The organism is Hominilimicola fabiformis, from assembly GCF_020687385.1.
Lineage (GTDB): Bacteria > Bacillota > Clostridia > UBA1381 > UBA1381 > Hominilimicola > Hominilimicola fabiformis.
The window spans coordinates 249,639-269,417 of record NZ_JAJEQM010000001.1 but is presented as its reverse complement, the minus strand read 5'-3'; the positions used below and the strand labels follow the sequence as shown (position 1 = coordinate 269,417).

Annotated in this window: 16 protein-coding genes and 6 tRNA genes; 7 read left to right on the top strand and 15 right to left on the bottom strand. The window is 39.7% G+C overall.

Translation table 11 applies throughout. The features are described 5' to 3' along the window. Nucleotides 1-245: 245 nt before the first annotated feature. The gene (locus tag LKE05_RS01340) at nucleotides 246-962 is read right to left on the bottom strand and encodes a LytR/AlgR family response regulator transcription factor (RefSeq protein ID WP_308455689.1); all 717 of its coding nucleotides are present in this window, start codon (nucleotides 960-962) and stop codon (nucleotides 246-248) included. A gap of 163 nt (nucleotides 963-1,125) precedes the next feature. Between LKE05_RS01340 and LKE05_RS01335 the strand changes: the two genes are divergently transcribed. Together LKE05_RS01335 and LKE05_RS01330 are read left to right on the top strand one after the other, a co-directional pair. Continuing rightward, a complete protein-coding gene (locus tag LKE05_RS01335; protein WP_022229732.1) occupies nucleotides 1,126-1,539 on the top strand; it encodes a peptide deformylase in 414 nt (137 codons plus the stop codon). 116 nt (nucleotides 1,540-1,655) lie between these two features. Further along, nucleotides 1,656-1,731 (top strand) — tRNA-Trp (locus tag LKE05_RS01330). A 293-nt stretch (nucleotides 1,732-2,024) separates the two neighbouring features. Here LKE05_RS01330 and LKE05_RS01325 read toward each other — a convergent pair. The 9 genes from LKE05_RS01325 to LKE05_RS01285 form a co-directional block, all read right to left on the bottom strand. Next, nucleotides 2,025-2,100 (bottom strand) — tRNA-Lys (locus LKE05_RS01325). Next, nucleotides 2,101-2,176, bottom strand: a tRNA-Gln gene (locus LKE05_RS01320). It abuts the tRNA gene before it with no gap. A 17-nt stretch (nucleotides 2,177-2,193) separates the two neighbouring features. Next, nucleotides 2,194-2,270 (bottom strand) — tRNA-His (locus LKE05_RS01315). 59 nt (nucleotides 2,271-2,329) lie between these two features. Continuing rightward, a tRNA-Arg gene (locus LKE05_RS01310) sits at nucleotides 2,330-2,406 on the bottom strand. A gap of 6 nt (nucleotides 2,407-2,412) precedes the next feature. Beyond that, nucleotides 2,413-2,486, bottom strand: a tRNA-Gly gene (locus tag LKE05_RS01305). A 130-nt stretch (nucleotides 2,487-2,616) separates the two neighbouring features. Then, nucleotides 2,617-3,741: an aminotransferase class V-fold PLP-dependent enzyme gene (locus LKE05_RS01300; RefSeq protein ID WP_308455688.1), complete on the bottom strand. Its 1,125-nt coding sequence runs from the start codon at nucleotides 3,739-3,741 to the stop codon at nucleotides 2,617-2,619. Beyond that, nucleotides 3,725-3,979, bottom strand: coding sequence for a putative Se/S carrier-like protein (locus LKE05_RS01295; protein WP_308455687.1), 255 nt, complete (start codon nucleotides 3,977-3,979; stop codon nucleotides 3,725-3,727). The genes LKE05_RS01300 and LKE05_RS01295 overlap by 17 nt, the downstream gene beginning before the upstream one ends. A gap of 133 nt (nucleotides 3,980-4,112) precedes the next feature. Next, nucleotides 4,113-5,243, bottom strand: a complete 1,131-nt coding sequence (gene rodA, locus LKE05_RS01290; protein ID WP_308455686.1) for a rod shape-determining protein RodA — start codon at nucleotides 5,241-5,243, stop codon at nucleotides 4,113-4,115. 148 nt (nucleotides 5,244-5,391) lie between these two features. Then, complete coding sequence (locus LKE05_RS01285; protein WP_308455685.1) at nucleotides 5,392-6,033, bottom strand: PHP domain-containing protein; 642 nt, start codon at nucleotides 6,031-6,033, stop codon at nucleotides 5,392-5,394. Between the two features lie 149 nt (nucleotides 6,034-6,182). On the opposite strand from LKE05_RS01285, the gene LKE05_RS01280 reads away from it, so the two are divergent. The 5 genes from LKE05_RS01280 (at nucleotide 6,183) to LKE05_RS01260 (ending at nucleotide 12,538) form a co-directional block, all read left to right on the top strand. Continuing rightward, on the top strand, nucleotides 6,183-6,710 hold the full coding sequence (locus tag LKE05_RS01280; protein WP_022229727.1) for a nitroreductase family protein: 528 nt from the start codon (nucleotides 6,183-6,185) through the stop codon (nucleotides 6,708-6,710). 22 nt (nucleotides 6,711-6,732) lie between these two features. After that, the gene (locus tag LKE05_RS01275) at nucleotides 6,733-7,329 is read left to right on the top strand and encodes an LOG family protein (RefSeq protein ID WP_117966155.1); all 597 of its coding nucleotides are present in this window, start codon (nucleotides 6,733-6,735) and stop codon (nucleotides 7,327-7,329) included. Nucleotides 7,330-7,527: 198 nt separating this feature from the next. Further along, nucleotides 7,528-10,158 (top strand): pyruvate, phosphate dikinase, encoded by a 2,631-nt coding sequence (gene ppdK, locus LKE05_RS01270; protein ID WP_308455684.1) that lies wholly within the window; start codon nucleotides 7,528-7,530, stop codon nucleotides 10,156-10,158. 179 nt (nucleotides 10,159-10,337) lie between these two features. Further along, entirely contained in the window at nucleotides 10,338-10,712 is a 375-nt protein-coding gene (locus LKE05_RS01265) for a MerR family transcriptional regulator (protein ID WP_022229724.1), read from the top strand. A gap of 71 nt (nucleotides 10,713-10,783) precedes the next feature. Continuing rightward, nucleotides 10,784-12,538 carry a 1-deoxy-D-xylulose-5-phosphate synthase gene (locus tag LKE05_RS01260; RefSeq protein ID WP_308455683.1) on the top strand — a complete coding sequence of 585 codons (1,755 nt, stop codon included), beginning with the start codon at nucleotides 10,784-10,786 and terminating at the stop codon, nucleotides 12,536-12,538. 78 nt (nucleotides 12,539-12,616) lie between these two features. On the opposite strand, the gene LKE05_RS01255 is transcribed toward LKE05_RS01260, so the two are convergent. From LKE05_RS01255 to LKE05_RS01235, 5 genes are all read right to left on the bottom strand, one after another. Then, complete coding sequence (locus tag LKE05_RS01255; protein WP_308455682.1) at nucleotides 12,617-15,685, bottom strand: rhamnogalacturonan lyase family protein; 3,069 nt, start codon at nucleotides 15,683-15,685, stop codon at nucleotides 12,617-12,619. A 160-nt stretch (nucleotides 15,686-15,845) separates the two neighbouring features. Beyond that, complete coding sequence (locus tag LKE05_RS01250) at nucleotides 15,846-16,619, bottom strand: ABC transporter ATP-binding protein (RefSeq protein WP_308455681.1); 774 nt, start codon at nucleotides 16,617-16,619, stop codon at nucleotides 15,846-15,848. Next, nucleotides 16,612-17,514, bottom strand: a complete 903-nt coding sequence (locus tag LKE05_RS01245) for an ABC transporter permease (RefSeq protein ID WP_022229720.1) — start codon at nucleotides 17,512-17,514, stop codon at nucleotides 16,612-16,614. The genes LKE05_RS01250 and LKE05_RS01245 overlap by 8 nt, the downstream gene beginning before the upstream one ends. Further along, complete coding sequence (locus LKE05_RS01240; protein ID WP_308455680.1) at nucleotides 17,511-18,533, bottom strand: ABC transporter substrate-binding protein; 1,023 nt, start codon at nucleotides 18,531-18,533, stop codon at nucleotides 17,511-17,513. Before LKE05_RS01240 ends, LKE05_RS01245 begins: the two co-directional genes overlap by 4 nt. Nucleotides 18,534-18,701: 168 nt before the next feature. Further along, entirely contained in the window at nucleotides 18,702-19,751 is a 1,050-nt protein-coding gene (locus tag LKE05_RS01235; RefSeq protein WP_118446578.1) for a CapA family protein, read from the bottom strand. Nucleotides 19,752-19,779: the final 28 nt, after the last annotated feature.

The window sequence follows — 19,779 nt, the reverse complement described above, 5'->3', positions numbered from 1 at the left end:
AAATATTGAGGTTTTAAAATTTATTCTATAACCCAAATTAAAAATCAGCAAATTAATTACTATAAAAACACCCACATTAACAAATAATTGATTAAACAGCGAAAAAGCAAATACAATCAAATACCCCACAAAGCACATCGCAGAGCTTATATAATAATTCTTTTTCGGTTGTAACGTCGAATTTGCAAAATACAACATTATTATAAATTCCAGTGCAACACCAATTATCAATCCTGCATCTATTCTCATTTTTGTTCACCCATCCAATCTATAAAATATTTATTAAATTTCGTATATTTTCTTCGCGACATATGAATTTCATATTCATGATTTCCTATTCCGCATTTTACGTGTGACGGCGAATATGCTTTCACATAATTTAAGTTCACATAGTAACTTGCGTGTGACTCGTAGAAGAAATATGAATTTATCATATCTTTGACCGCTTTATACGGTCTGTCTACCACAAATTGTTCATCTACCGTAACAATAGTCGTTTTTTTGTTCTCGGCACATATAAAAATAATTTTATTTATCGGTATATTCACAACATTTCTGTCGGTGTTGAATTCTATGCATTTGTTGTTGTTCTCCAACCGTTTCAACGCCGACTCTAACCCAAATTTCAGTTTTTCTTTCGACATAGGCTTTACCCAAAATCTGAATGCATACTCGTTCATAGCATAGTCCATATAAACCTCGTGGTTGGTTACGAAAAACAGCAAACATTCCTTGTTGATATTGTGAATACTTTCCGCCGCCACAATTCCGTTGACTTCATCCATTTCCACATCTAAAAATACTAAATCGTATTGCCAAGCATTTTTAATAAGATTTTCGGGATTTTGATACTTGTCCATCTTGTACGGTATTCCCATCTCTTTCAACGTTTCTTCAATTAGCGCTTTCTCATTTTCCAATACTAATTTGTTGTCATCGCAAATCGCTATATTTAATTTCATAATTTTCTTCATCACCAATTTTATTTATTTCATAAATATTTTATCCTATATTGTATTATTTTGTCAATATATTTCACTGTAAAAATAAAATTACCCTACACTTGACTTATATTACTATTGTGTTATAATTCAAATGTAATCAATATTATTGTGAGGTTTTAAAATGATTAAAGAACTTGTACATGACCCAATATTTTTGACATTAAAATCAGAACCGGCAACAGCCGCCGATTTACAAACCGCCCAAGACTTGCTTGAAACCTTAACCGCACATAAAGAAGTATGCGTAGGTATGGCGGCAAATATGATAGGCGTAAATAAAAGCATTATATGCTTTGATAATGACGGAAAATATATGATAATGCTAAATCCCGAAATAATTAAAAGGTCTGACCCATACGAAACGGAAGAAAGTTGTCTTTCCCTGCTCGGCGGCCCTCGTAAAATTAAAAGGTATAAGAAAATACGCGTGCAGTATCAGACACTTGATTTTAAAATAAGAACAAAAACTTTTGAAGGCTGGACAGCTCAAATCGTCCAACACGAAATCGACCACTGTAACGGTGTTTTGATATAATTTCAGAATTGCAAATCGACATAATGTGATTATTTTTGAAATATTTAAAGTAAATTCATAAAAAACTATTGACATATAGTCGATTGTGTAGTAGAATAATAAGGCAGTTTACTGATAGGGGTGTAGCTCAGTTGGTAGAGCAGCGGTCTCCAAAACCGCGTGCCCAAGGTTCGAGTCCTTGTACCCCTGCCAAATAAAAAAGTGTTGAAAACCTAAGGTTTTCAACACTTTTTTATTTATATTTTTTGTTTTCCAACACTTTTTCCGAAAAACATTCAAGGTTTGATAAGAGTGATTCACTGTTACACAAACTATTTCAATCATATCGCATCAACATCATCACTCCAACACAAATTACAACATTTTCACAAGCGAATCCATTCGAGCCATAAACAAAATATAGCGGTAATATACATGTAATATACAGCCTCAAAATATAATAAGCAGTAAAAAACCGCTTAAACATACGTTTAAGCGGTTTCACTTGGTGAGCCATCGGAGATTCGAACCCCGGACAACTTGATTAAAAGTCAAGTGCTCTGCCGACTGAGCTAATGGCCCTGGCAGGGATAGCAGGACTCGAACCTACGCATGCCAGAATCAAAATCTGGTGCCTTACCGACTTGGCTATATCCCTGTATATTAAAATTAAAATGGGGTGGGTAGTGGGATTCGAACCCACGACATTCAGTGCCACAAACTGACGCTCTAACCAGCTGAACTATACCCACCATATGATGGCGGTAGTTATCTACGCACACTAAACTCTTTTTGAATTCCAAAAAGAAATTGGCGTGTCTGGAGGGATTCGAACCCCCGGCCCATTGCTTAGAAGGCAATTGCTCTATCCAACTGAGCTACAGACACATATATTGGAGCGGGTGATGGGAATCGAACCCACGCGACCAGCTTGGAAGGCTGGAATTCTACCATTGAACTACACCCGCATAATTCAATCTGTCTTTCAGTGAGTTCTCTACTCACCAACTGACTTGATTAATTATAACAGACCAAAAAGCATTTGTCAATACTTTTTTCAAAAAAATTTGTCATTTTTATGTACCGGGACAGATTTCTCTATCCCGACACATTTTTACTGATTTTATACACATAATCAGTCATTTTCGCCACATCATTTTTTGAATTAAAAACTCCGAACGACGCTCTGACCGCTCCCCTATCCGATGTACCTATCGCTCTGTGTGCGAGCGGTGCACAATGATAACCCGCTCTTACCGCCGCTTTGCCCTTAAGCATTTCAAAAACTTCTTCACTTCCGAGATTTGCCACATTAAACGCGACAGTCGCAACACTGTTATCATTCCCGTATATCGTAACATTATCCATATTCATCAAATTTTCTTTAAATTTTTCGGAAAGCATTTTTTCATGCTTACCGATTACATCAACGCCGTATTTCATAACATACTTAACCCCTGCCCCCAAAGCCTTAATTGCAGGTGTATTCATCGTACCGCTGTGAAACTTATCGGGCATAAATTCCGGCTGTGAAACGCTCTCCGAATTACTTCCCGTTCCGCCCGTCACAAGCGGTGCAAGTTCTTCCGGACTTTTCACATACAATCCGCCTGTTCCAAGCGGTCCCATAAGACCTTTATGTCCGGAAAAAGCTATCATATCCGCATTCATTTTTTCCGCATCAATCTTTATGCTCCCTGCCGTTTGTGCAACGTCCATTAAAAACGGTATTTTATGCTTTTTCGCTATTCTTCCTATTGCATACACCGGCTGAATTGTTCCGCACACGTTTGACGCGTGGGTACAAACAATCAGCTTTGTATCCTTCCTCACAGCCTTTTCAACATCTTCCGCGTGTACATATCCGCTCTTATCCGCTCTTACAACGGTGTAATTCCCCGACAAACAAGCAGGTCTTAAAACGCTGTTATGATCCATCTCCGTAACGACAATATGTCCTCCGTTTGACATTGTGCCGAGAATGGCAGTGTTCAGAGCGTACGTCGCATTTTGCGTAAAAACAACATTTTCGGCTTTTTTTATATTAAAAAGCTGTGCAATCAAATCTTGTGTATCTACAATAGCACGCACTGCGTCCATACTCATCTTATGCCCTCCCCGTCCCGCGTTTCCGCCCGAAAACAAGGTACTCTTAAAAAGCGTCGCATACACCGACAAAGGCTTTTTCAAAGTCGTTGCCGCGTTATCAAGATACAACATCATAAACACGCTCCCCGTTTACTGTTCTTTCTATATAAATCCGTCTAATCGGAATTTCATTATCGCCGGCTATCTTTCTGATTTCATTAAGTGCACGGTCATCAACACGCACGGAATAGGAACAGCCACCTTGATTTAAAGCGGACGGCGTATGCACAACATATGCCGGAAAACCGATAATTTTTTCTGCAACTTTTTTAAGTCTTGTCGCAGTAGTGACCGATCCAACCAATATATACATAAATTTCACTCCCCTCAAATATTTTAAAAAGGCAAGCGAGAAATTCTTGCCTCCTTACTATATAATATTCAATCGACGATAGTTTGTGAGTAAACAAAAAAGACTGCCGACAATTTGTCGACAGCCTTAATTATCAATATACGTCAAACACACTTCGCGGTTTATTGTGATACGACACACTAAGCACCAGTCCTATTGCAATCATATTCACAACAAGTGATGTACCGCCGTAGCTTACAAACGGCAACGGAATACCCGTAACAGGCATAAGTCCGATACACATACCGATATTTTCAAATGCGTGGAACAACATCATTGCACCGACACCGACACAAATATATCTTCCGAAAGCATTATCGGCTTTTTGAGCGGTTTTAAAGCATTTATAAATTATGAAGAACAGCACCGCCGTAACAAGCAATGCACCGATAAAACCAAATTCCTCACTTATTACACTGAATATAAAGTCGGTATATTTAGTAGGCAAATAACCCATTTGGTTTTGCGTTCCCTGCAAATATCCTTTACCCCAAAGCTGACCTGAACCGACCGCAATTTTAGATTGAATTACGTTATAGCCTCTTCCCCTTGGGTCAAGGTTTGGATTTAAAAACACCTGAATACGTTTCTGCTGATATTCCGAAAGTACATACTTATATATAAAAGGCAATGACGCGACACCTGCCACACCAATCGGCAATATATATTTATATGAAAGTTTTGCAACAAACATAAGACATATAAACATAAACAAAAATACCAACACACTGCCCATATCAGGCTGTAACAAAATCAAACCTACAAGCACACCGATATGAAGTAACAATCCTAAAATCGTAAGCGGTTTATTTATATCGTCATGCACTTTTGATAAGTGACACGAAAAAGTTACTATAAAGCAAATTTTTGCGATTTCCGAAGGCTGAATACCGATTGCACCGAATCTAATCCAGCTCCTCGCACCCCAGTCGCCACTGACACCAAACACCAATACCAAAAGCAGTATCGCGACGGCGAATATATAAATCGGTTTGACGAGATTTTTAAGCTGTTCGTAATCGAAAAAACACGTTACAAGCATTGCCGCACAACCCAAAACCATTGCACCAGACTGCACTATTACATTCGTATTCGACTGCAATGTTCGCGTAGCCGAATAAATCATCACTATTCCAAACACCGACAAACAGATTGTCGCTATAAACAAAACCCAGTCAAACTCCATAAGTATGACGGATTTTTTTGAAACACTTTTTATTTTCAAAAATATCACTCCTATTCAGATTACAGACAAAACTGTTTTATCACAATTATTTATATTATATAACAATATTCGATTTTAAGCAATATTTTTAAAACTTTTTCGATTTTATTTTTAACAATAAAAAAATGGCGATTAAAAATCGTCATTTTTATGGTAAAGGAATATTTAATTTTTGCAATAATTCATTCGCACGGCGAATCTGTTTTTTACGATATTCCGCAATGTAATGCGTATCAGAACCGACGCTTACGGGAATTCCGCTTTCTTTGATTATCTGTTGTTTCTTTTCGTTGGTAAGAAAATCATAATAGTATATGTAATTTCCCGAAGTATTCAGTTCCCAAAAAATATCGTTGTCACGTAAAATTTTTATTATATCAAGTCCGTATCTTTCACCGAGTTTGAAAATATCGGTATGTGCAAGACCTGCTTTGCATTTAAACAGCTTTCGCCATTCCAAAAATTCATAAAAATCTATTGCCCTTGTATCGTCGAGGCATTCAAAAAGTACATAATCAAAATTTTCCGTTGCACGCGGAAGCGATTCCGGCGGTGTCGGACGTGTACCGATTTCAAGACCGCAAAGAACTTTTATTTGATCGGCATATTTTATTTTACAATGCTGAATATATTCATAATATATAGGAAGATTTTCACCGATTGAGAATTGATGGTCGGTTATACCGATAACGTCAACACCGTGTCTGATTGCATTTTCAATTATTTCTTCGGGTGTGTTCGAGCCGTCATAGCTGAATTTTGTGTGATTGTGTAAATCAACGGTATACATCGGAAAACCTCCTTTTTCTCATTTGCATATATTATAACACACACTTATAAAAAATTCAATTATTATTAAAATTTAATTTATTTACAAACAATAATATTTATGATAAAATAACAATAATAAGGAAAGAATACGATGAGGAGTGATTAAAAATGGATTTTTTAGAATTGGCAAAAAACAGATTTTCGCTCAGAAAATTTTCTGATAAAAAAGTAGAGAAAGAAAAGATAGATTATATTCTTGCGGCAATGCAGGCAGCGCCTACCGCCGTAAATTTTCAGCCACAGAGAATACTTGTACTTACCGACGAAAAAGAACTTGAAAAGGTGAGCAAATGCACGAAATTTGCATTTAATCCGCCGCTTAATTTCCTTGTATGTTACGACAAAGAAACATCTTGGACGCGCGGAAATGACGGACATGACGAGGGCGAAATCGACGCGGCTATCGTTGCAACGCATATGATGTTGGCGGCAAAAAGCATAGGGCTCGGAACGACTTGGGTAGGCTCATTTAATCCGAAGGACGTAAAAGAGCAATTCAATTTGCCTGAAAATTATGTTCCCGTTGCATTTTTACCGACAGGTTATCCGTCAGACGACGCAGAGCCTTCGGCGGCTCATTCAAGCAGAAAAGATTTAAACGAAACTGTTTTCTACAACAGTTTTTCTCAAAAATAACAAGCAGAAAGGGGTATGTATTATGAAAATTTGTGTATTCGGAGCGTCAAGCAGCACAATAGATAAATCTTATGTCAGCCAAGTCGAAGAACTCGGACGTAAAATTGCTGACAGAGGTCACGGACTTGTTTACGGTGCAGGTGCATCCGGACTTATGGGTGCGGTTGCACGCGGTGTTTATGAAAAGAAAGGCGAAATTGTCGGTGTCGTACCGAATTTCTTTGATGATGAAGATATGGGTGTTGACGGCCGTATTTTCCAAGACTGTACGGAACTTATCAGAACGGACACAATGCGTGAAAGAAAACGTATAATGGAAGAAAGAGCGGACGCTTTTGTTATTGTTCCCGGCGGAATAGGCACTTTTGAGGAATTTTTTGAAGTGTTTACTCTAAAACAGCTTGAAAGACATAACAAAGCTATCGCCATACTTAACGTAAACGGATATTACAACGCAATGATTGATATGCTTGAAGTTGCGGTCAAGGAAAAGTTTTTGAGAGCGGGCTGTAAACTTCTTTACAAAGTTTTCGATGACGTGGATGAAACACTTGACTACATTGAGTCATACAAAGCACCGAAAATTAACGTATTTGAAATGAAAGACGTAAAAAAATAATCTAAAAAACACCGACACATCGGTGTTTTTTTGTCGATTTATAAAAAAAATATCTAAACAATGATATATTTTTCACAAATTATAAAAAATTTGAATAAATAATATAGACATTTCGTTTATTTATGGTATAATTAATATACAGACATATGGCGGCAGACGCCGTCGCTACTATTTTTATAACTTTAGGAGGAGAATCCAATGGCAAAAAAGTATTGTTACCTTTTTACAGAAGGTAATGCAACTATGAGAGAGTTGCTTGGCGGTAAAGGTGCTAACCTTGCTGAAATGACAAATATCGGTCTTCCGGTACCGCAGGGTTTCACAATTACAACTGAGGCTTGTACTCAATATTACGAAGACGGTCGTACAATCAATCCTGATATTATGGCTGAAATCAACGAGTACATCGGCAAGATGGAAGAAATCACAGGTAAGAAGTTCGGCGATAAGGAAAACCCACTTCTTGTTTCTGTTCGTAGTGGTGCAAGAGCATCAATGCCGGGTATGATGGATACAATCTTGAACCTTGGTCTTAACGAAGACGTTGTTGAAGTTATCGCTAAGAAGTCAGGTAACGCAAGATGGGCTTGGGACTGTTACAGAAGATTTATTCAGATGTATTCAGACGTAGTTATGGAAGTCGGTAAGAAGTATTTTGAAGAACTTATCGACAAGATGAAAGAAGAAAAGGGAGTTACTTTTGACGTTGAGCTTACAGCTGACGACCTAAAGGAACTTGCATCACAATTTAAGGCTGAATATAAGGAAAAGATTGGCGAAGACTTCCCATCAGATCCTAAAGAACAGCTTATGGGTGCCGTTAAAGCCGTATTCCGTTCATGGGATAACCCAAGAGCTAACGTATACCGTCGTGATAACGACATTCCTTATTCATGGGGTACAGCCGTAAACGTACAGTCAATGGCATTCGGTAACATGGGTGATGACTGCGGTACAGGTGTTGCATTTACTCGTGACCCTGCTACAGGCGAAAAGAAGCTTATGGGCGAATTCCTTATAAACGCTCAAGGTGAAGACGTTGTTGCCGGCGTTCGTACACCAATGCCAATCGCAAAGATGGAAGAAGAGTTCCCTGAGGCATTTGCTCAGTTCAAGGAGGTTTGCAAACTTCTTGAAGACCATTACAGAGATATGCAGGATATGGAATTCACTGTTGAAAATAAAAAGCTTTATATGCTACAAACAAGAAACGGTAAGAGAACTGCTCAAGCTGCTTTGAAGATTGCTTGTGACCTTGTTGACGAAGGTATGAGAACAGAAAAAGAAGCTGTTGCAATGATCGACCCAAGAAACCTTGATACACTACTTCACCCTCAATTCGACGTTGCCGCTCTAAAGGCTGCTACACCAATGGGTAAGGCTCTTGGTGCATCTCCGGGTGCCGCAGCAGGTAAGATTGTATTCTCAGCTGACGACGCTAAGGAATGGGCTGCAAGAGGCGAAAAGGTTGTTCTTGTAAGACTTGAAACTTCTCCTGAAGATATCGAAGGTATGAAAGCCGCTCAAGGTATCCTTACAGTTCGCGGCGGTATGACATCTCACGCAGCCGTTGTTGCCCGTGGTATGGGTACATGCTGTGTATCAGGTTGCGGCGACATCGCAATGGACGAAGAAAACAAGAAGTTTACACTTAACGGTAAAGAATATCACGAAGGTGATACAATTTCACTTGACGGTTCAACAGGTAATATCTATGACGGTATTATCCCAACAGTTGACGCATCAATCGCAGGTGAATTCGGCAGAATTATGTCATGGGCTGATAAGTACAGAACACTAAAAGTTCGTACAAACGCAGATACTCCTGCTGACGCTAAGAAAGCTAAGGAGCTTGGTGCAGAAGGTATCGGTCTTTGCCGTACAGAGCATATGTTCTTTGAAGGCAACAGAATTGACGCATTCAGAGAAATGATTTGTGCCGATACAGTTGAAGAAAGAGAAGCAGCTCTTAATAAGATTCTTCCTATGCAACAAGGTGACTTCGAGCAACTTTACGAGGCTCTTGAAGGTAACCCTGTAACAATCAGATTCTTGGACCCACCTCTACACGAGTTCGTTCCTACAGAAGAAGAAGATATTGAATTGCTTGCAAAGGCTCAAGGCAAGAGCGTTGAGGCTATTAAGGATATTATCAACGGTTTACACGAAGCTAACCCTATGATGGGTCACAGAGGTTGCCGTCTTGCAGTAACATATCCTGAAATTGCAAAAATGCAGACAAAGGCTGTTATTCGTGCAGCTATCAACGTTCAAAAGGCTCACGCTGATTGGACAATCGTTCCTGAAATTATGATTCCGCTTATCGGCGACATCAAGGAATTGAAGTACGTTAAGAAAGTCGTTGTAGAAACAGCTGACGCTGAAATCGCTGCAGCAGGTATCGAACTTAAGTACGAAGTTGGTACAATGATCGAAATCCCTCGTGCGGCTCTAACAGCTGACGAAATCGCTAACGAAGCTGACTTCTTCTGTTTCGGTACAAACGACCTTACTCAACTTACATTCGGTTTCTCTCGTGACGACGCAGGTAAGTTCCTTGACGCTTACTATGACGCTAAAATCTTTGAAAACGATCCGTTCGCTAAGATTGACCAAAAGGGTGTTGGTAAGCTTATGGAAACAGCTATTAAGCTTGGTAAGCCGGTTAATCCAAAACTTCACATCGGTATCTGCGGTGAACACGGCGGCGACCCATCATCAGTTGAGTTCTGCCACAAGATTGGTCTTGACTATGTTTCATGCTCACCATTCCGTGTGCCAATCGCAAGACTTGCAGCTGCTCAAGCTAAGATTAACGAAGAAAACTAATTCATTATCGAATATGATAATAAGACAGGCAAAACCGAAAGGTTTTGCCTGTTTTTTTATACGAAATTCTCTCCTCCACTTAATTTATTTCAAAAAATTTTCAAAAAACTATTGACTTAGAGTAAACTCCAAGTATTATAATATACTTGTAAATAAAAAATATATGCGAGGTGATTTTAATGACTATAAAAGAAGTAAGCGAAAAATACGATATTTCGCAGGACACTTTGCGATATTATGAACGTATCGGAATGATACCGCCTGTTACACGAACATCAAGCGGTATTCGTGATTATCAGGAAAGCGACTTAGGTTGGGTTGAGCACGTTATTTGTATGCGAAGTGCCGGTCTGCCTGTCGAATCTATAATCGAATATGTCAAGCTTTGTCAAGAGGGTGACGAAACCATTCCGGCAAGACTTCAGCTTTTGGTTGAGCAAAGAAAAAATCTACTCGACCAAATGGAACAAATGAATGTCACATTAAAGCGACTGGACTACAAAATCGACCGTTACGAAACAGCCGTGAAAACAGGCGAATTATCTTGGGATTGACGTTGCTAAAGTCATTGTATCCAAAACAAAATAGGTAAATAACATTAAATAAACTTATGGAGGAATTTTAAATGTATATTGAAAAAATCAATCAACCGACAGACGTAAAGAATTTAAACAGTGAACAGCTTCACATTCTTGCAGACGAAATGCGTCAAGCACTTTTGCAAAAGCTAAGCAAGCACGGCGGACACTTCGGTCCTAATCTCGGTATGGTAGAGGCGGCAATCGCACTTCACTATGTCTTTAACTCACCGACAGACAAAATCGTGTATGATGTTTCTCACCAAAGCTATCCGCATAAAATGCTTACAGGCAGAAAAGATGCGTTTTTGTACGAGGACAAGTATGATGATGTATCGGGTTACAGCAATCCCGACGAAAGCGACCACGATTTCTTTACAATCGGTCACACTTCAACTTCCGTTTCACTTGCCTGCGGTCTTGCAAAAGGTCGTGACTTAAAGGGCGATAAGGAAAATATCATTGCCGTAATCGGCGACGGTTCACTTTCGGGCGGCGAGGCTCTTGAAGGTCTTGACTTTGCAAGCGAACTTAACAGCAATCTTATAATCGTTGTAAACGATAACGATATGTCAATCGCTGAAAATCACGGCGGTTTATATAAAAACCTAAAAAAGCTTCGCGATACAGACGGAAAAGCCGAATGTAATCTTTTCAAGTCAATGGGACTTGACTATGTGTTCGTAAAAGACGGAAACGACATTGATTCGCTTATCACCGCATTCAAGCAAGTTAAAGACAGCACTTATCCGGTTGTTGTTCACATTTGTACGCAAAAAGGTAAAGGATATGAAATAGCTGAAAAGAATAAAGAGGCTTGGCATTACTGCGGTCCTTTTGACCTTGAAACAGGTAAATCTGATATGCCGCAAGACGGAGAAGACTATTCATCAATGACCGCCGACATTCTTTTGAAGAAGATGAAAGAGGACAAGACTATTGTCGGAATTACATCTGCCACACCTACTGTTTTCGGTTTCACAGAGGACAAGAGAAAAGAGGCTGGCTCACAATTTGTTGACGTCGGTATCGCCGAAGAAACAGCCGTTGCACTTGCCTCGGGTATCGCAAAGAACGGTGGCAAACCTATTTACGGTGTTTACAGCACATTTATTCAACGTACCTACGACCAGCTTTCACAGGATTTATGTATCAACAACAGTGCTGCAACAATCCTTGTATATTGGGCATCTGTTTACGGTATGAATGACGTTACTCACCTTGGCATATATGATATTCCGATGATGTCTAACATTCCTAATCTTGTCTATCTTGCACCGACAACAAAGGAAGAATACCTTGCAATGCTTGATTGGAGTATTGAGCAAAACGACCACCCTGTTGCAATCCGTGTACCTATCAGTGTTGTATCAGACGGCAAAAAGGTTACAAAGGACTTCAGCAAGCTAAATGAATATGAAGTTACTCAAAACGGCAGTAAAATTGCAATCGTTGCACTTGGCTCATTCTATTCGGTAGGTGCAAAAACGGCTGAAATTATCGAAAACAAAACAGGTGTAAAACCTACACTTATAAACCCGATTTACATTACAGGTACTGACGATAAGCTTTTGGAACAGCTTAAAGAAAACCATGACATTGTTATAACAGTCGAGGACGGTGTTTTAGACGGCGGTTTCGGCGAAAAGATTGCAAGATTTTACGGCAATTCTGACATCAAGGTATTGAATTACGGTTTAAAGAAAGAATTTCTTGACAGATATAACCCTGAAGAAATCGTCAAAGCAAACCGTCTTACTCCTGAGCAAATTGCAGAGGACGTTTGCGGTATAATCGGTTAATAAGAGATGAAATATTATGAAAAACTAATTTTATAAGATAACAAAAAAAACTGATGTGTTTCCACATCAGTTTTTTGTTTATTGTACATTATTAATGATACGTACTATATTCGCATACGGTTTCTGCTTATTATCCCAAGCATAAACCTCTATATCAGTATACTCTTTATCAATCAAATCTATTCCCTTTAACTCGCTTGCCTGTGGCATTTTCATTCCCACAAGCTTACCGTTATTCTTAAAGGCAACATACACATTAACATCATTCATATCCACATTTTCAAAATCAAGTGTGACATCAAGTTTGTTGTTGCTATTTATCATAGCTGTGATTTTGTTGTTTGCCAAATTTGGTGTCGCTGTTGGGATCACCGTTGGGATTGCTGTCGGAATTGCTGTCGGCTTTAATGTTGGTGTTGCCGTTGGCTTTAATGTTGGTGTTGCCGTTGGCACTACCGTTGGCGTTGGTGTCGGCTCTTCTCCCTCAAATTCCAAAACAAGTGTCGGTCCTTGTGCGTCTGTACCGCTGTATTCCTTTGACGCGATAACCTGTTCACGTCCTGTACCTGTCCACAATGTAAACGTAATCAAATTATCTGTACACTTCTCTTTTATCACATCCGTCACATCGAACGATATTTCCTTATAATCGACATTGTATGCAGGTGACACTTGCAAACCCAATGACGACAACGGCGTATCCTCGCCTCTTGTCTTTATATCATTTATAGTAACGGTCGCCTCATCCCAATCATTTTTTGAACAATAATCGAGGTGCAAAACCGAATTTCTCTTATCTGTATTAGTAAATTTATCGTACAATTTCAATGTTGCCGAAGTTAATTTTTTACCGGCATATTTGGAAAGGTCAAAACGTATCAACCCCAAACCTTTAATATCCTTTAATCCCGGAGATGTTGACGAGTAATAATCTGTCGCCTGATTAATTTTTAATTCTTCATCAGATCCGTGTGCTGTTGTACCGTCAACAAGATACGTGTCTGCGTCCGGAGTGACAGAAACCGAAACAGGTTCAGGCGTTGTCTTAATTGTCGGACGCGGTGTAATTGACGATGTGTCAGGATAAGTCACCTCAGTAAATGACGTATTCGGTGCAAGGTAGTTTAATGTGTTGCCACCCGAATCTTTCGCCAAAGCCACCGAACCTATATAATAGCTTGTATGAGGCGGCTGGTTGTATCCGACATTCTGCCATGCTATTGCGCAACGATATTGACTGTCGTGCATAAGCGTTGTAAGTCTGTAATCAGTCGGAATAGTCGAAAAATAAATTCTCACACCGTCACCGTATCTAAGCACGATTTCTTCACGCCAATCACCGAAAAGGTCGGCTGTAAGACACGCATTTGACTTTGTACTGTTATTTATTGAACCCGGCAATGTTGAATTTTTACTGTCATAATAAATTCTTTCCGTACCGCTTTTTATACTGTATTTTACAAGTTTATTTCCGTCAAGCAATTCTCGCCCCAAATCACCGTCCCAATAAACTGCAAAATTCTCCATATTGCTTCCATTGGTATTAGGTATATTTCCTACTTTTTCACCGGCTTGATTATATATACCGTCAGCCGCTACCGACCAGAACAACGAAAGATTACCGCTTGACAGTGCATATTCATCATCGACATTATCCATAATACCTCTGCCTATATCTCCCTGTGCGGCTTGTAGCATAATATCACCATTATATCTCTTTATATCTACCGCATATGGAATTATTTTATCATTGTGCTTACCTGCCTCGTGTGCCATAAATATTTCTTGTTTTCCGTCGTTATCAAAGTCCGAAACGTGTTCTGCGTCACCGTGTCCTCGGCCGTCATACGTCAAAACAGTTCCGTCATGGTCAAGAACCGCACTGCCGAAAATAATCTCGTCATATCCGTCATTATCCACGTCAGCTACCGATACACTGTGTGCACCTTGTGCATAAAGCGTTTTGTTTGTATTATTTTTACTTGTACCGTCTGCATATTTTACGGTACAACCTGTACCGCCATTTTCTTCTGTCGGTGTATTAGTTGAAAGCCATTGTTCTTTAAGGTCTGTGCCGTCCCAAGTATATGCCGCCGCATACACATATGTATAATATCCCCTCGTCATAACAACGCTTGGATGTACACCGTCAAGATATGCCACCGCGGCAAGGTATCTTTCACTTCTGTTTGCATAGCTGTCGCCCCATTCGGAAGATGTCAAAATACTTCTCGGCGGGTCAAAATCAACAGTCTGCATTGCCGCGCCTGTTTCACCGTTAAATACAGTTAAATACTCCGGTCCGCCATCCTTGCCCATAAGCAAACCGGATGAATTTCTGTAATCTTTTTTATCGTCACCCTTGGTTATATTTTTTCCTGCTTTTGAGACATAATTACCCTCACCGTCTTTTGAGCCCGGTGCTGTTTTTAATATGACTTCCGACTTACCGTCACCGTCAAAATCATAGACCATATATTGAGTATAGTGCGCACCAGCGCGGATATTAACTCCCAAATCTATTCTCCAAAGAAGAGTGCCGTCAAGCTCATATGCGTCCAAGTACACATTGCCCGTATAACCCTTAACGGAATTATCCTTTGAATTAGACGGGTCCCATTTTACGATGTATTCATATTCTCCGTCACCGTCAAGGTCGCCCACACTCATATCGTTTGCGGTATATGTATATTCTTCATCTTTCGGCGTCTTTCCTCCGTCAGGAACTTTAAACGCAATGTCTTTATATGCCACAGAACGACCTTTATATGTTGTGTTTGTTGTCCAAACATCAACCGCCTCTGTTTTGTCTATTGCCTCACCTTTCGGCACAACTGTATACTTGTTATCCGCCGTGCCTTTTGAATCGGTATAGCAAGTTGCATCGTGTTCGCCTGTTGTGTATATTTTTTCACTGTCACGGTATATATCAAATGCTTGATTTGTAAGACTTTCCGTACCCAAAAGTCGCCACGACAAATACACACCGTCATTTGTTTTAACGGCAACAGTGCCTCGATCAAGTTTTTCCATTACTCGTTTTTCAGTAGTTGAATTTGTGTCGGCATATGACGTCAACACCGGTATTGACGCAACTGATGTAACCATTACAGCTGCCGTCAAAAATGCGGTTAATTTTTTTAACATAGTTTTTTCTCCCTTACTCCAAATGGCTCTAATATCTCTCTTGAGCCTCTTTTTTCATTATAAACTTTAATGAATAAAAATTCAAGAGGAGAATGAAAAATTTGCTGATTTTTTATACTAAAAAAGCTGAATTTGAATATATCCAAATTCAGCTTTTATGCTAATTTCCGCATTCAATACTTATTTCATTAAACACTGTCAAATAGTCATTTATTGTCTTATTATCTTTTTCCGCACCCGAAACATCCATAATAGCCTCGCCGTTATGCATCATAACAGTTCTTGTGCCATGCTCAACCGCGTGACGAAGATTATGCGTTACCATAATGGTTGTTATGTTCTTTTCATGAACAATCTTATCCGTAAGCATCATAACCGTATCAGAAGATTTAGGGTCAAGCGCGGCTGTATGTTCGTCCAAAAGCAACAAATCAGGTCTGATCATAGTCGCCATAATAAGTGCAAGTGCCTGTCTTTGACCGCCCGAAAGTGAGCCTGCAAGAGTTGAAAGTCTGTTTTCAAGTCCCATACCCAAAAGTTCAAGCTGTGAACGGTAAAAGTCTTTTCTCTGACGGTTAAGTCCAAACGAAAGTCCGAAATTCTTACCCTTATTATCTGCGATAGACATGTTTTCCCATATAGTCATTGACGGACAGGTTCCCATTGCGGGATTTTGAAAAACTCTGCCTATTCTCTGTGCACGTTTAAAGTTTTTCAGCTTATTAAGCTCCTTACCGTCAAGCAAAACACTTCCGCTGTCAATCGGCATATCGCCCGAAATGACATTTAACATAGTCGTTTTTCCCGAACCGTTTGAACCGATAACGCCGACAAAATCACCGTCGTTTACGGTTATGTTAAAGTCCGAAAAAAGTACCTTTTCATCAATAGTTCCTTGATTAAAAGTTTTATAAATGTGAGAAAGTTCAAGCATTTTTCTTCACCCCAACTTTCTTTTTTTTAAGCAAAAATTCGTCTACGCAAAGTGTTGCGATAAACAAAATCGTAATCATAAGGTTTGTATCCTGTGAACGCAAGCCTGCGGCAAGTGCGATTGAAATACAAGCCTTATAAATAATCATACCGAAAAGCACGCCTGTTGTAATTCTAAGGAATTTAATTTTCTTAAATATAGTCGAGCCGATAATAACGGCGGCAAGACCCATAACAACAGTACCCGTACCAGACGCAACGTTAAACGCTTTGCCGTATTGGCAGTACACCGCACCTGCAAGCGAAACAAGTCCGTTTGCAATCGCAAGACCGATAATTTTAATCGTTCCCGGATTTTGTGCAAGCGTGATTACAAGCCCCTCATTATCTCCGACACTTCTTAAAAGAAATCCCGACTTGGTACGCATATACCAATCAAGTGCAAACTTTGCGATAAGCGTAATCACAAGAATAACAACAAATTTAGAGTACAATGCAAAGTGACCGTTTCCGAAAAGAAAAGCTGTCTGTGAGAAAATAGTCGTTGTATCCATACTTAGGAAATCCGACGCTTTTCCGACTATTCCGTAATTTATCGAATAAAGAGCCGTCATAGTAAGAATACCGCAAAGAAGATTGCGTATTCTGAGTTTTACGTTGAAAATTCCCGTAAACATACCGGCTATGCACCCTGCGGCAAATGCCGCAAGCAATGCAAGCCACGGATTAAGACCGTTATTAATCATCACAAAGCATATAGCTATTCCGAGAGGGAACGTACCGTCTACAGACAAATCGGGGAAATCAAGAATGGTATAGGTAATATACACACCCATAGCCATTATTCCATATATCAGTCCCTGCTCAAGTATTCCGACTATCAGTCCTTCAATCATGATTCAGACGGAGCGTTTTTGACCTCAGCTCTGTCTGTGATTGACTGCGGTATTGTTACTCCGATTTTTTCTGCGGCGTCAGTGTTGATAGTAATTTTACTTTCTGTAAGAGTTTCGTAAGGGATATTCTTAACGTCCTCACCCTTTAGCACTCTTGCAGCCATAACGCCTGCTTTTTTACCAAGTTCAATGTAGTCGATACCGGCTGACGCTATACAGCCGTTTCCTACTTGTTCTTCTTCACTGCCGAATACAGGAATGTTTTTAGCAGTTGCCTTTTCAAGAAGTATAGGCAAGTTTTCAACAACTGTGTTGTCTGTCATATTTGAGATACAGTCAACTTCACTTACCAAAAGGTCTACTGCCTGCGGAATTTCAGCGGCATTTGTAATACCCTTTTCAACAAGTTCAAAACCGTATTCGCCTACTTTTTGCTTGTATGTTTCTATTGTAGAAACAGAATTTGCTTCACTTGTTGTGTAAAGTATACCGATTTTCTTTGCGTCAGGCAACATTTCACGGATAAGCTTTAACTGTTCGTCAACAGGCAACATATCGCTTACACCTGTAATTCCGTCCATTGCCTGTGTATCGCTTTCTGCAAGCTTTGCGGCAACAGGGTCTGAAACTGCGTTAAAGATTACAGGAATTTTTGCTTCATAAGCCGCATTGTAGCAAGCCTGTGCAGACGGTGTTGCGATACCGCATACAAGGTCCATACCTTGTGAAACAAATTGCTGTGCGATTTGTGTATTTGTTGAGTCGTCGCCTTTTGCAGATGATTCTGTAATATCATACTTGATACCCTCTGAATCAAGTCCCTGCTTAAAGCCCTCACGGCAGTTATCAAGCGACGGGTGGTCTGCGTATTGAAGTACACCGATTTTGTATGTATCTTTAGCATTTGTGTCTGTTGCTCCGTCAGTTCCACCGTTTTGTGTGCCTCCGCAACCTGCCAAAGAAACGGCACATAGTGCGGCTGTTAGTCCCATTGCAATAATCTTCTTTAAATTTTTCATTTTACATCTTCCTTTCTTTTTTGCAAGAAAAAACAGAAAAACCTCTCAGACAGATAAGTCCAAGAGGCATAAAAATCATATTAAAATATGCTCTGTCTGTTCTAATCTCATCTAATCTGTGTTATATTATACTAAACTTTACTGCCATTTGTCAATAGTAAAAACAAATTATCTGAAATTAAGCGTAGAAAGTCCGAGCGGTGTCGAATATTCAATCAACTTATTCTCTATTTGAGTCTTTCTGTCACCCTCAGCTATTGCCGGCTGATAGTCGTTATACTCATCATGACCCGAAATTGTTGCGGGAATAAGCGTCATATTATCGTCCTCCTGCATAACCCCGTCAACAAACGTAAATGTCTGTCTGTATATAACTGTGTCCTTGTCCGCCGGATTATTGTTACCGCCGAAGCAGAAGTTACCTAAGCTGTACGCTATATATTTACCGTTGTATTTTTCAATACCCTGCAAAACGTGAGGGTGTGTTCCCAAAACAAGGTCTGCACCTGCGTCAATCGCCTTGTGTGCAAGCTCTGTTTGTGTATCGTTCGGAGCGGTAGCCTTTTCTTCGCCCCAGTGAATACTTACTATAACAAGCTGTGCACCAAGACTTTTAACCGAACCGATAACATTTTCAAGTTTTGCCGCCTCTGTTTCGTCAAGTGCGTCAATTCCGACAAGTCCGACCGATATTCCGTTTACATCTCTTATCGCGGTATTCGTACCTATAAAATTGGAGATACCGGCCTCATTCAAATATTTTATCGTGTCCGAAAGACTTACGTCACCGTAATCGGCACTGTGGTTATTTGCAAGGTTTGCCGCCTCAACGCTTGACGATGTAAGTATCTGCACATATTCAGGCTTACCCCTGAAAGCAAACTGCTTATCCTGTCTTGTTCCTTGATTTGACAAAGTACCCTCAAAATTTACGATAGTTAAATCGTCCTCCGAAAATATCGGTGAAACATTTTTAAAGAAATATGAATAATCGCCGTTTAAAGACTCGGCAACCGATTTAAAGCTGCCGTTTGGGTCTGCGTTTATGTCAGTTGCCAACGTACAGTCGCCGACAGCCGTCATTGTGACCGTCTGTACGGTAGGCGTATATTCTTTTTCAGCCTTTTTTTCTGCACGTTTATTAGATGTAAATGCAAGTACGGTGGCAGATATGAAAAGAATCACCGCCAAGCATATAGTTACCTTTCGTATACTCATTTATAATCTCCCAAATTATTTTAATCAA

Excerpts from the sequence above, each read along its gene's own strand:
- LKE05_RS01340 (WP_308455689.1), bottom strand. The coding sequence starts at position 962 with ATGAAATTAAATATAGCGATTTGCGATGACAACAAATTAGTATTGGAA.
- LKE05_RS01335 (WP_022229732.1), top strand. The coding sequence starts at position 1,126 with ATGATTAAAGAACTTGTACATGACCCAATATTTTTGACATTAAAATCA.
- LKE05_RS01300 (WP_308455688.1), bottom strand. The coding sequence starts at position 3,741 with ATGATGTTGTATCTTGATAACGCGGCAACGACTTTGAAAAAGCCTTTG.
- LKE05_RS01295 (WP_308455687.1), bottom strand. The coding sequence starts at position 3,979 with ATGTATATATTGGTTGGATCGGTCACTACTGCGACAAGACTTAAAAAA.
- LKE05_RS01285 (WP_308455685.1), bottom strand. The coding sequence starts at position 6,033 with ATGTATACCGTTGATTTACACAATCACACAAAATTCAGCTATGACGGC.
- LKE05_RS01280 (WP_022229727.1), top strand. The coding sequence starts at position 6,183 with ATGGATTTTTTAGAATTGGCAAAAAACAGATTTTCGCTCAGAAAATTT.
- LKE05_RS01275 (WP_117966155.1), top strand. The coding sequence starts at position 6,733 with ATGAAAATTTGTGTATTCGGAGCGTCAAGCAGCACAATAGATAAATCT.
- ppdK (WP_308455684.1), top strand. The coding sequence starts at position 7,528 with ATGGCAAAAAAGTATTGTTACCTTTTTACAGAAGGTAATGCAACTATG.
- LKE05_RS01265 (WP_022229724.1), top strand. The coding sequence starts at position 10,338 with ATGACTATAAAAGAAGTAAGCGAAAAATACGATATTTCGCAGGACACT.
- LKE05_RS01260 (WP_308455683.1), top strand. The coding sequence starts at position 10,784 with ATGTATATTGAAAAAATCAATCAACCGACAGACGTAAAGAATTTAAAC.
- LKE05_RS01255 (WP_308455682.1), bottom strand. The coding sequence starts at position 15,685 with ATGTTAAAAAAATTAACCGCATTTTTGACGGCAGCTGTAATGGTTACA.
- LKE05_RS01250 (WP_308455681.1), bottom strand. The coding sequence starts at position 16,619 with ATGCTTGAACTTTCTCACATTTATAAAACTTTTAATCAAGGAACTATT.
- LKE05_RS01245 (WP_022229720.1), bottom strand. The coding sequence starts at position 17,514 with ATGATTGAAGGACTGATAGTCGGAATACTTGAGCAGGGACTGATATAT.
- LKE05_RS01240 (WP_308455680.1), bottom strand. The coding sequence starts at position 18,533 with ATGAAAAATTTAAAGAAGATTATTGCAATGGGACTAACAGCCGCACTA.
- LKE05_RS01235 (WP_118446578.1), bottom strand. The coding sequence starts at position 19,751 with ATGAGTATACGAAAGGTAACTATATGCTTGGCGGTGATTCTTTTCATA.